This is a genomic window from Mycobacterium alsense (assembly GCF_002086635.1).
In the GTDB taxonomy this organism is placed as follows: Bacteria; Actinomycetota; Actinomycetes; order Mycobacteriales; family Mycobacteriaceae; genus Mycobacterium; species Mycobacterium alsense.
Window position 1 is genome coordinate 1 of the sequence record NZ_MVHD01000056.1, and the last position, 13577, is coordinate 13577.

A 13577-nucleotide genomic window follows, 5' to 3' on the forward strand; every position below is an offset into this window, starting at 1 on the left:
GGTTGCGGCTGACGCCGCCGGTGATGTTCCCCCCGGCCCCACCGGCACCGCCGTGCCCGAACCAGCCCGCAGCGCCTCCGTTACCGCCGGGCGTAGAGGCCTGCGCCGCGCTGCCCCCGGCGCCGCCGGCCCCGCCGTTGCCGAACAGCCCGCCCTGCCCGCCGTTGCCGCCGGGCGCGGAGCCGCCCCCGGGGCGCCCGCCGACGAAGCCCGGCCCGCCGTTGCCGCCGTTGCCGATCAGGATCCCCCCGGCCCCGCCGTTCTGCCCGGGCCCGCCGTCGGCGCCGTTGCCGATCAGCGGCCGCCCCAGCAGGGTCATCGTCGGTGCGTTGATCGCGCCCAGCAGGTCCTGCTCCAGGGTCTGCAACGGCTGCAGCGGCCCTGTGTTGGCCGCCTCGCTCAGCGCATACGACGCCGCGCCGCCGTTGAGCAGCTGGACGAATTGCTGGTGAAACGCCGCCGCCTGGGCGCTCAGCGCCTGATACGCCCGGGCGTGCGCGCCGAACAGGGCCGCCACGCTCGTGGACACCTCGTCGGCGCCCGCGGCCAGCAGCGTCGTGGTCCGGGTCGCGGCGGCCGCGTTGGCCGCCCCGACCGCCGAGCCGATGCTCGCCAAATCCGTTGCCGCCGCGGACACGAATTCCGGCGCCGCGATCACGAAAGACATGTGGTTTCCCCTCGCCAGCATCGGCCAAGCCCACGGCCGCCCGATGGCGCGGATCGTATCCGGCTTCGGACCCGCCCCACGGCTAATCCGGCCGGTTCGCCCGGACTGCCAGCCGATCCACAGGAAACGCGCCCCAGCCTAGAATCGGGGCCCGTGAGCCTCGAGGACCGGCACGCGTTGCGGGTGCTGCGCGACGCCTTCCGGCCGGACGGCCCCGGGGCCGCGCTCGTCCACCGCTTCTACGGCAACTGGTTTGCCCTCGACGTCTCGGTGCGCGACCTGTTCCCCCCCGAGATGGACGGCCAGCGGGCCGCCTTCGCGCACGCCCTGCACTGGGTGTACGGGGAACTCGTCGCGCAGCGCGCCGCCGAGCCGGTGGCGTTCTTGGCCCAGCTCGGCCGGGATCACCGCAAATACGGTGTGCTGCCGGGCCATTACGAATCGCTGCACCGCGCCCTGTACGGGGCGCTGCGCACGCATGTGGGCGAGGCGTGGACGGCCGCCGTCGACGGCGCGGCCGTCCAGTCGCTCAACCTCATCACCGGGGTGATGAGGGGGGCGGCCGACGCCGACGACGGCCCCGCCTGGTGGGACGGCACGGTGATCGAGCACATGCGGGTCTCGCGCGACCTCGCGGTCGTCCGGCTGCGGCTGGACCGTCCCATGCGCTATCACCCCGGGCAGTACGTCAACGTCCAGGTCCCGCAGTGCCCGCGCCGGTGGCGCTACCTCAGCCCCGCGATCCCGGCCGACCCCGACGGCGGGATCGAGTTCCACGTCCGCCAGGTGCCCGGCGGCCTGGTCAGCACCGCGGTCGTCAACGAGGCCCGGCCCGGCGACCGGTGGCGGCTGTCCAGCCCGCACGGCGGCCTGCGGGTCGACCGGGACGGCGGGGACGTGCTGATGGTCGCCGGCAGCACCGGCCTGGCGCCGCTGCGGGCGCTCATCATGGACCTGTCCCGCTACGCGGTGAACCCGCGGGTGCACCTCTTCTACGGCGCCCGCTACCGCTGCGAGCTCTACGACCTGCCCACCCTGTGGCAGGTCGCCCAGCACAACCCGTGGCTGTCGGTGTCGCCGGTCTCGGAGTACGGCCGCAACCCGTCGTGGGCCGCCGACTATCCCGACGCGACGCCCCCGCGCGGGCTGCACGTGTGCCAGACCGGCCGGCTGCCCGACGTGGTGACCAAGTACGGCGGGTGGGGCGACCGGCAGATCCTGATCTGCGGCAGCCCGGACATGGTGCGCGCGACCCGGGCCGCCCTGACCGCGAAAGGCGCGCCGCCCGAGCGCATTCAGCACGACCCGTTGTCGAGTTGAGCGGAGGCTGAGTCGAGGTGAACATGCACGTCGTCACGCTGCGTGACCCGGAGTCGCCGGTGGCAGCGGAGTTCGTCCCGGAGGCGGGCATGATCGGCACCTCCCTGACCGACGCGGGCGTCGAACTGCTCGGGCAGCGTCGCGGCCTGCAGGGCTACCTGTCGGAGGCCAAGACGATGGGAATCCCGATCCTGTACCCGTGGGCAAATCGGTTGGGCGCCAACACCTATACGGCGCAGGGCGTGACGGTGGACCTGGAGCCCGGGAAAAACGGGGTGCGGACGGACCCCAACGGGCTGCCCATCCACGGCACCCTGGCCGCCTACCCGGGGTGGCGGGTCACGGCGGAGACGGAGAACGAACTGACCGCGGAGGTCGATTTCGGCGCCGACCCCGCCCTGCTGGCCGCCTTCCCGTTTCCGCACGTGCTGACGATCGCGGTGCGGCTGGCCGACCGGGCGCTGACCGTGCGCACCACGGTCGCCGCGGCCGCCGACACGTCGGTGCCGCTGTGCTTCGGCTTCCACCCCTACCTGCGGCTGCCGGACGCGCCGCGCGGCGAGTGGCTCGTCGAGACACCGCCGCTGCGGCACTTGCGCCTCGACGGGCGGGGGCTGCCCACCGGCGACTGGGAACCGCAGCCGGCGCGCGAAAAAGCGTTGGGTGACAACGCCTTTGACGACGCCTACGACCAGGTCACCGAGGGCGCGGTGTTCGCGGTGTCCGGCGGTGGGCGCCGCATGGAGGTGCACTTCCAGCGGGGGTACCCGGCGGCGCAGATCTTCGCGCCGACGGGCGGGGACCCGGGAGAAAGCGTCGTCTGCTTCGAGCCGATGGCCGCGCCGGCCGATGCCCTGCGCCGCGGCGGCTACCGGTGCGCGCGTCCCGGCGAGCCGGCGGTCGCGGTGTTCTCCATCCACGTCTGAGAACGCGCATTCTGCGAATCGCGTCGATCCGCCGTGCGAACGGCGACCACGCTCTAGTGTGATTCATCTGGCTGCCCGCCAGGAACGACGCGGCCGGCATTCCGACGGCCACCGGGCTCCAGTTGGGACGCATGATGAGTTTCGTTGTCTTGCCGCCGGAGCTCAATTCGTGGCAAATCTTCGTCGGCGCGGGATCGGGGCCGATGCTGACGGCCGCGGCCGCCTGGGACGCGGTGGCCGCCGAGCTCAGTGCGGCGGCGGATTCGTTCTCGTCGTTGACTTCGGGCCTGGCCGGTTCGGCGTGGCAGGGCGCGGCGTCGACGGCCATGGCGGCCGCGGCCGTCCCATACCTGGGGTGGCTGAACGCGGCGGCGGCCCAGGCCGAGGAGACGGCCGCCCAGGCGCGGCTGGCGGCGGCGGCGTTCGAGGCGGCCCAGGCGGCCACGGTGCACCCGGCGGTCATCGCGGCCAACCGTGCCCGGCTGGTGTGGCTGGCGGCCGCGAACCTGCTCGGGCAGAACGCCCCCGCCATCGCGGCGACCGAGGCCGAGTACGAGCAGATGTGGGCCCAGGACTTGGCCGCGATGCTGGGCTATCACGGCGGGGCCTCGGCGGCGGTGTCGGCGCTGACCCCGTTCACCCGCCCGTTGCAGGCGCTGGCCGGCGTCGCCGCCGCCAACGTCCGGGGCAACCTTGGCTTCGCCGACGTCGGCGCGGGCAACGTCGGCTTCGGCAACATCGGCAACTTCAACCTCGGCTCGGGAAACATCGGCAGCTCCAACGTCGGATCCGGGAACATCGGCAGCGGAAACATCGGGTTCGGCAATGCCGGTCCGGCGCTGACCGCGGCCCTGAACAACATCGGGTTCGGCAACACCGGCAGCGGAAACATCGGCATCGGCAACACCGGCAACAACAACATCGGCTTCGGCAACACCGGCGACGGCAACCGCGGCATCGGGCTGACCGGCACCGGGCTGTCCGGGTTCGGCGGCTTGAACTCGGGCGCCGGCAACGTCGGCCTGTTCAACTCGGGCACCGGCAACGTCGGCATCGGCAACTCCGGCACCGGCAACTGGGGGATCGGCAACTCGGGCAACAGTTACAACACCGGCATCGGCAACTCGGGCGAGGCCAATACGGGCCTGTTCAACACCGGCATCGCCAACACCGGCATCGGCAACGCCGGCAACTACAACACCGGCAGCTACAACCCGGGCAGCAGCAACACCGGTGGCTTCAACCTCGGCAAGTACAACACCGGCTACCTCAACAACGGCAATTACAACACCGGCGTCGCCAACTTCGGCAACGTCGACACCGGCGCGTTCAACACGGGCAACTACAGCAACGGCTTCCTGTGGCGCGGCGACAACCAGGGCCACCTGTTCGGGCAGGGCCCCGGCTACGGAAACTCGACCACCACCCCGTCGTCGGGCTTCTTCAACAGCGGCAGCGGCGCCGCGTCGGGCTTCTTCAACTCCGGCGCCAACAACTCCGGATTTTTCAATTCTTCGTTGGGCGCGATCGGCAACTCGGGGTTCGCCAACACCGGCGTCATGTTGTCGGGCGTGATCAACTCGGGCAACACGGTGTCCGGCATCCTCAACACGAGCCTGGCGGGCATCGGGACCGCCGGCTTCGTGTCGGGCGTGTTCAACACCGGCACCAACGTGTCGGGATTCTTCCAAGGCCCCTCGACGTTCAACCTCGGCTTCGCCAACGAGGGCGCCGGCAACATTTTGGCCAACGCCAACATCGGCAGCTACAACATCCTCGGCAGCGGAAACGTCGGCAGCTACAACATCCTCGGCAGCGGAAACATCGGCAGCTACAACATCCTCGGCAGCGGAAACGTCGGCAGCTACAACGTGTTCGGCAGCGGAAACATCGGTAGCCAGAACTTCGGCGGCGCCAACATCGGCTTCTTCAACGTCGGTTCCGGAAACCGCGGCAGCTACAACGTCGGCCCGGGGAACCTCGGCGGCTACAACATCGGCTTCGCCAACGCCGGCAACAACAACCGCGGCTTCGCCAACGCCGGCAACGACAACGTCGGGTTCGCCAACACCGGCAGCAACAACATCGGCATCGGGCTGTCCGGAAACGGGCAGATCGGGTTCGGCGCGCTGAACTCCGGGGTCGCCAACACCGGGCTGTTCAACTCCGGCAGCAACAACATCGGGCTGTTCAACTCGGGCACCGGCAACGTCGGAATCGGCAACTCCGGCACCGGAAACTGGGGCCTGTTGAACGCGGGCGTCGGCAACTGGGGCGTCGAGAATCCGGGCACGCAGAACACCGGCATCGGCAACGCGGGCACCTACAACACGGGCCTGCTCAACGCCGGGAGCTTCAACACCGGCTGGGCCAACCCCGGCAGCTACAACTCCGGCGGCTTCAACGTCGGCGACACCAACACCGGCAGCTTCAACATCGGCGACACCAACACCGGCGACTACAACCCGGGCAACGTCAACACCGGCTTCTTCAACACCGGCAACGTCAACACCGGCGCCTTCGACTCCGGCAACTTCAACAACGGCTTCGGCATCTCGGGCGACAACCAGGGGCAGATCGCGATCAACCTGTCCTACACCACCCCGGACATCCCGATCAACGGGCAGATGATCATTCCGGTGAACGACGTAATGACCTTGGGCGGCATGGTGATTCCGGTCACCCAGAACCAGACGGTATTCCCGCAGACGTTCTACCTGGGCGGCCTGTTCTACATCGGCCCCATCAACCTCACGTCCTCCTACCTGACGGTTCCCACCGTGACGCTGGCCATCGGCGGCCCGAACGTCAACGTCCCCATCAACATCGTCGGCGCGGTCGAGAGCCGCACCATCACGTTCCTCAACGTGCCGGCCGCGCCCGGCTTCGGGAACACGACCACCAACCCGTCGTCGGGCTTCTTCAACACCGGCACGGGCGGCACGTCGGGGTTCCAGAACTTCGGGGCCGGCATGTCGGGAATGTGGAACAGCGGTCCGGCCAACGCGATCGGAAACTCCGGCTTCCAGAACTTCGGCTCGCTCGAGTCGGGCTGGGCGAACCTGGGCAACAGCGTCTCGGGCCTCCTCAACACCAGCACGGCCGGTCTGGCGACACCCGGCAACCTCTCGGGCCTGGCCAACATCGGCGCCGACCTGTCCGGCGTACTCAACAGCAACACCGGCACGGTCTTCAACGCCGGCCTGGCCAACTTCGGCCACCTCAACCTCGGCAGCGGCAACATCGGCGACTTCAACGTCGGCAGCGGCAACATCGGCAGCTCCAATTTCGGCAGCGGCAACATCGGCGGACTCAACTTCGGCAGCGGCAACATCGGCAGCTCCAACTTCGGATTCGGTAACGCCGGGCCCGGGCTGACGGCGGCCCTGCGCGACATCGGCCTGGGCAACACCGGCTCCCACAACATCGGTTTCGGCAACACCGGGGACGGCAACATCGGCTTCGGCAACTCCGGCAACAACAACATCGGCATCGGCCTGTCCGGGGACAACCTGCGCGGCTTCGGCGGATTCAATTCCGGCAGCGGCAACATCGGGCTGTTCAACTCCGGCACCAACAACGTCGGCATCGGCAACTCGGGCAACGGCAACTTCGGCATCGGCAACTCCGGCAGCTTCAACACCGGCCTCGGCAACGCCGGCACCGCCAACACCGGCCTGTTCAACGCCGGGTCGGTGAACACCGGCATCGCCAACGTGGGCTCCTACAACACCGGGATGTTCAACGTCGGCAGCACCAACACCGGCGTCGCCAACCAGGGTGACTACAACACGGGCTGGTACAACACCGGCAACATGAGCACCGGCTTCGCCAACCAGGGCGACGTCGACACCGGCGCCTTCATCACCGGCAACCTCGGCAACGGGTTCTTCTGGCGCGGCGACCAGCAGGGCCTGTGGGGCGCCAACTACGTCGTCCACGTCCCCAAGATCCCCGGGCACGTCACCGTGACCGCCCCCGTCAACATCCCCATCACCGCCGGCTTCACCAGCACCCTCTACAGCGGCATCACCCTGCAGCAGATACCGTTCGGGTTCACGATCAACATCGGACTGCCCCTGCTCACCGGAACGGTGAATTCGCTGACGCTGCCGCCGATCACGGCCACCGGCCCCGCGATCACGTTCAACATCGGCGACCCCGGCGGCACCACCGTGGTGTCGATCCCCGCCACGTTCAGCATCGGGCCCGTGGACTGGACACCGCTCAACATCCCGAGCGGCACAGGCTATTTCAACTCCACCACCAATCCCTCGTCGGGTTTCTTCAACGGCGGGACCGGAGGCCTCTCGGGCATCTCCAACGTCGGCGCCAACCTCTCGGGCTTCCAGAACGTGGGCTCCGGGCTGTCGGGCTTCGTCAACTACGGCGCCATGCAATCCGGTCTGGCCAACCTGGGCAACACCGTGTCGGGCCTGTTCAACACGGGAATCGGGACGCCGGCCAACCTCTCGGGCATCTCCAACGTCGGCACCAACCTCGCGGGCCTCTTCTACAACCAGGTGCCGCCGCCCGGCACGTCGACGTTCAACATCGGCCTGGGCAACGTGGGCCACAACAACATCGGCTTCGGCAACGTCGGAGACAACAACATCGGCTTCGGAAACGTCGGCAGCTACAACGCCGGCACCGGCAACCACGGCGCGTTCAACCTCGGTTCCGGCAACACGGGCAGCTACAACCTCGGCTCCGGGAACCTGGGCAGCTACAACCTCGGCCCGTCCAACGCCGGCAGCTTCAACATCGGCTTCGCCAACGCCGGCAATTCCAACCAGGGCCTGGCCAACACCGGAAACTTCAACCGGGGCTTGGCCAATACCGGCAACAACGACGTCGGCATCGGGCTCACCGGCGACGGCCAGCAGGGCTTCGGCGGCTGGAACTCGGGCAGCGGCAACACCGGCCTGTTCAACTCGGGCACCAACAACAGCGGCCTGTTCAACTCGGGCGACGGCAACGTCGGGGTCGGGAACTCGGGCGCCGGCAACTGGGGCGTCGGCAACAGCGGCAACACCAACACCGGCCTGTTCAACTCCGGCAGCGTCAACACCGGAATCTTCAACTCCGGCAACGTCAATACCGGAATCGGCAACTCCGGCAGCTACAACTCCGGCAGCTTCAACGCGGGCAACTTCAACACCGGCGACTTCAACCCGGGCGCCTACAACACCGGGTACCTGAACACCGGGAATTACAACACCGGGCTGGCCAATTCGGGCAACGTCGACACCGGTGCCTTCATCGGCGGCAACTACAGCAACGGGTTCCTGTGGCGGGGCGATTACCAGGGGCTGTGGAGCACCGGATACACCAGCACCATTCCCGACACGGCCATACCGGTGGACCTGAACGTGCCGATCTTCCTCAACATCCCGGTCACCGGCCGGCTGGGCATCGTCAACATCCAGGGCTTCCGGATCCCGTCGCTCACCGTCGACCTGCAGATCGTCGGCTTCGGTTTCACCGCGGTCACGGTCAGCCCGATCAACGTGCCCAGCCTGTCGATCGCGCTGCCCGCCATCGGCGGCAACATCGGCACCGGTCCCGGACCGTTGATCGTCATCACCGGCACCGGCGGCCTGCTGCCGATCAAGGTCCCGCTGCTGAATGTTCCTGGCGGGCCGGGCTTTTGGAACACCACCACCCTTCCGTCGTCGGGTTTCTTCAACTCCGGGCCCGGCAGCGGTTCGGGCTTCGGGAACGTCGGCGCAAACCTATCCGGGTTCTTCAACCTGGCCTCCGGCGCGTCGGGGCTCTCGGGCTACAAGAACTTCGGCGAGCTGGCGTCGGGGCTGTCCAACTTCGGCAACACCGTGTCGGGGTTCTTCAACTCCAGCACCCTGCCGCTGTCGGTGCCCGCCAACCTCTCGGGCCTGCAGAACATCGGCTCCAACCTCGCGGGCCTGTTCAACAACAACCCGATCGTCAACGCGGGATTCGCCAACATCGGCTACGCCAACATCGGCGGCGGAAACACCGGCAACGCGAACTTCGGCTTCGGCAACCTCGGCGACGCCAACTTCGGCAACGGCAACAACGGCAGCGGGAACTTCGGCAGCGGCAACCTCGGACTCGGCAACCTCGGCTTCGGTAACCTCGGCGACTTCAACAACGGCTGGGGCAACCTGGGCAACTACAATTTCGGCTTCGGCAACCTCGGCGACTACAACCGGGGCTTCGGCAACTCCGGCACCAACAACATCGGCTTCGGCAACTCCGGCAGCAACAACATCGGCATCGGGCTGTCCGGCAGCGGCCAAATCGGTTTCGGCTCCTGGAATTCCGGCAACGGCAACACGGGGCTGTTCAACTCCGGCACCGACAACGTCGGCCTCTTCAATTCGGGCACCGGCAACGTGGGGATCGGCAACTCCGGCACCGGCAACTCCGGCTTCTTCAACTCCGGCACGGCCAACACCGGCGTCGCCAACCCCGGCACGGGCAACTGGGGCCTGTGGAACCCCGGCACTGGCAACACCGGGATCGGCAATGTCGGCACCTACAACACGGGCGGGTACAACACCGGCAGCACCAACACCGGCGTCGGCAACCCCGGCGACTACAACACCGGCAGCTTCAACACGGGCGACACCAACACCGGCGACTTCAACGCGGGCAACTACAACACCGGCGAGTTCAACACCGGCAACTACAACACCGGGCTGGCGAACTCGGGCAACGTCGACACCGGGGCCTTCATCGCCGGCAACTACTCCAACGGCATGTTGTGGCGCGGCGACTACCAGGGCCTGTGGGGCACCCACGTCGAGATCGACATACCGCAATTCCCGATCCTGACCTACGACATCAACATCCCCGTCAACGTCCCGATCCACTTCGACCTGGGCAGCCTGGGGGTCAGCGGCTTCACCATCCCGGTCATCACGCTAAATGCGTTGGCGATCACCAACTTCAGGATCGGGCCCATCACGATCCCCACCATCACCGGCACCCTGCCGATCGTGGACGTCACCATCGGCGGCCCGACCACCTCGATACCGATCTCGATCCGCAGCGGCGCCGGCCCCATCAACATCCCGCTCTTCGACCTGCCCGCCGCCCCCGGCTTCGGCAACTCGACCACCACCCCGTCGTCGGGCTTCTTCAACGCCGGCACCGGAACCGCGTCGGGCTTCGGGAACTTCGGCGGCAACAACTCGGGCTTCTGGAACAGCACCCTGTCGGCCGTCGGCAACTCGGGCGTCCAGAACTTCGGCTCGCTGCAGTCCGGCTGGGCCAACCTGGGCAATACGGTCTCGGGCTACTTCAACACCAGCTCTGCCAATCTCGCGACGCCGGCGCGCATTTCGGGCCTGTACAACGTCGGCACCGATCTGGCCGGCGCGTTCGCGGGCGGCAACGGCACGGTCTTCAACGCGGGCCTGGCCGACCTCGGCCGCCTGAACCTGGGCTTCGGCAACCTCGGCGATTACAACCTCGGCAGCGGCAACCTGGGCGGCTCGAACGTCGGCTTCGGCAACGTCGGCAGCTTCAACATCGGCAGCGGAAACATCGGCTCCAACAACTTCGGGTTCGGCAACGCCGGTCCCGGCTTGACGGCCGCGCTGCACAACATCGGCATCGGCAACACCGGATCCAACAACTTCGGGTTCGGCAACACCGGTGACGGCAACTTCGGGTTCGGCAACACCGGCAACGGAAACATCGGGATCGGCGTCACCGGCAACAACCAGATCGGGCTGGGCCCCCTGAACACGGGGATCGCCAACATGGGCCTGTTCAACGCCGGCGACCACAACGTCGGCCTGGCCAACGCGGGCAGCTTCAACCAGGGGCTGGCCAACACCGGCAACAACAACATCGGGGTGTTCAACTCCGGCGACAACAACGTCGGCATCGGCCTCACGGGCGACGGCCTGGTCGGGTTCGGCTCGCTGAACTCGGGGCTGGCCAACACCGGCTTCTTCAACTCGGGCACGTCCAACTACGGCCTGTTCAACTCCGGCACCGGCAACATCGGGCTGTTCAACTCCGGCACCGGCAACGTCGGCATCGGCAACACGGGCACCGGCGGCGTGGGCATCGGGCTGTCCGGCGTCAATCAGGTGGGGATCGGCGGCACGAACTCGGGCAGCTTCAACATCGGCCTGTTCAATTCGGGCACCGGCAACGTAGGCATCGGCAACTCCGGCACCGGCAACTGGGGCATCGGGAACTCGGGCAGCTACAACACCGGCATCGGCAACACGGGCACATTCAACTCGGGTTTGTTCAACGCCGGCAACTTCAACACCGGGATGGCCAACCCCGGCAACTACAACACGGGCCTGTTCAACATCGGCAACTTCAACACCGGCGTCGCCAACCCCGGCAGCTACAACACCGGCAGCTACAACACCGGCGACTACAACACCGGCGTGGCCAACGCCGGCAACCTGGACACCGGCGCCTTCAACACCGGCAGCATGGACAACGGCTTCTTCTGGCGCGCCGACCGCCAGGGACTGCTGTCGGCCAACTACACCATCACGGTCAAGGAGATCCCGGCGTTCCTCAATGTCGACATCCCGATCAACATCCCGATCAAGGGCACGATCACCGACGTCGCGATTCCCGCGGTCACCATCCCCGCGATCCCCGCCAGCGGGACGGTCGACCTGGCCATCGTCAAGGGCACCGTCTTCGCCCCCATCGGCCCGATCACCATCCACGGCGGCGACGCCAACGCCCCGGCCAACACGCCGATCACGATCGACTTCGGCACCCAGCCCGCCATCAACATCAACATCGGCGCGCCCGACGGCTCGACGGTCATCCACATCGTGGGCGCCGGCGGCTTCGGCCCCGCCATCATTCCGCTCATCGACATGCCGGCGATGCCGGGCCTGTTCAACGCCACCCCCAACCCGTCGTCGGGGTTGCTCAACTGGGGCGCCGGGCCGTCGTCGGGCTTCCAGAACTTCGGCGCCCACAGCTCGGGCTTCTTCAATTATGCCCTTGGGGCGCTTGGTAATTCGGGCTTCCAGAACTACGGTTCGCTGCAGTCGGGGCTGGCCAACCTCGGCGACACCATCTCCGGCCTGTTCAACACCGGCACCGGGATGCCGGCCAACATCTCCGGCTTCGACAACATCGGCGCGAACCTGGCCGGCTGGTTCCAGAACGGCGTGACGCAGACGACGGGGTTCAACGTGGGCCTGGCCGACCACGGGTTCTGGAACTTCGGCAGCGCCAACCTCGGCAACTACAACGTCGGCGGCGGCAACGTCGGCAGCTACAACATCGGCGGCGGCAACATCGGCAGCTCCAACATCGGCGGCGGCAACGTCGGGGGCAACAACGTCGGGTTCGGCAACTTCGGCAGCGGCAACATCGGTTTCGGCAACGTCGGTCCGGGCCTGACGGAGGCGCTGCAGAACATCGGCTTCGGCAACACCGGCAGCTTCAACGTCGGCTTCGGCAACACCGGCAACGGCAACATCGGCTTCGGCAACACCGGCAACGGCAACATCGGGATCGGCCTGTCCGGCGACACCCTGACCGGGTTCGGCGGCTGGAACTCCGGCACCGGCAACGTCGGGTTGTTCAACTCCGGCACCAACAACATCGGATTCTTCAACTCCGGCAACGGAAACTGGGGGATCGGCAACGCCGGCAGCTTCAACACCGGCGTCGGCAACACCGGCAGCACCAACACCGGCCTGTTCAACGCCGGCCTGGTCAACACCGGCATCGGCAACCCGGGCGACTTCAACACCGGCTTCTTCAACGCGGGCAACGTCAACACCGGCAGCTTCAACACGGGCAGTTACAACTCCGGCGACTTCAACCCCGGCAACTACAACACCGGGTACTTCAACACCGGCAACTGCAACACCGGCATCGGCAACTCCGGCAACGTCGACACCGGCGCCTTCATCTCGGGCAGCTACAGCAACGGCTTCTTCTGGCGCGGCGACTACCAGGGCCTGCCAGGGTTCTCCTACTCGACGACCATCCCCGAAATCCCTTGGCACTACGACGTCAAGTCCGACATCGAGATACCGATCCAGGGCACCATCAACGCCGTCACCCAGGACATGTTCACCATCTCGGAGTTCCCGATCCCGATCAGCCTGGAGACCACGATCTGCCTGCTCTACATCCCGTTCGTCGGGTGCGTGCTGCCGGTGTCGTTCACGGTCCCGATCACCACCGTGAACGTCGGCCCCTACACGATCGGCTCGAGCGCCATCAACCCCGAGACCCCGATCGACATGATGATCTCGCAGCAGATCGACTTCCCCGGCAACGGAACCCTGGGCCCGTTCACCTTCGGCTTCGGCTGGCAGCAGAGTCCGGGATTCTTCAACACGACGACGACCCCGTCGTCGGGCTTCTTCAACTCCGGGGCCGGCGGCGCGTCGGGATTTCTCAACGACGCCGGCGGCGCCGTGTCGGGCTTCGCCAACAGCTTCGCCCAGGAGTCCGGCCTGTTCAACAGTGGCGGGGAAGGGATTTCGGGCCTGCAGAACGTCGGCACGCTGGAATCGGGCTGGGCGAACCTGGGCAACTTCATGTCGGGCTTCTACAACACCACCATGCTCAACCTGGCGACGCAGGCCTTCATCTCGGGCTTCGCGAACTTCGGCAGCCAACTCTCCGGGGTGCTCAACGGCACGGCGGCGCCGTAGCGGCCATCG

The 13577-nt window shown here is 67.3% G+C and carries 4 protein-coding genes; 3 read left to right on the forward strand and 1 reads right to left on the reverse strand.

The features are described 5' to 3' along the window. Positions 1-667: PE family protein (locus BST11_RS22650; protein ID WP_142276502.1), on the reverse strand; the 667-nt coding region annotated here is incomplete at its 3' end. A 153-nt stretch (positions 668-820) separates the two neighbouring features. Between BST11_RS22650 and BST11_RS22655 the strand changes: the two genes are divergently transcribed. From BST11_RS22655 to BST11_RS22665, 3 genes are all read left to right on the forward strand, one after another. Continuing rightward, positions 821-1987, forward strand: a complete 1167-nt coding sequence (locus tag BST11_RS22655; protein ID WP_083140353.1) for an FAD-binding oxidoreductase — start codon at positions 821-823, stop codon at positions 1985-1987. Positions 1988-2010: 23 nt separating this feature from the next. After that, positions 2011-2913, forward strand: coding sequence for an aldose 1-epimerase (locus tag BST11_RS22660; RefSeq protein ID WP_083140381.1), 903 nt, complete (start codon positions 2011-2013; stop codon positions 2911-2913). Between the two features lie 134 nt (positions 2914-3047). Next, a complete protein-coding gene (locus BST11_RS22665) occupies positions 3048-13568 on the forward strand; it encodes a PPE family protein (RefSeq protein ID WP_083140383.1) in 10521 nt (3506 codons plus the stop codon). Positions 13569-13577: the final 9 nt, after the last annotated feature.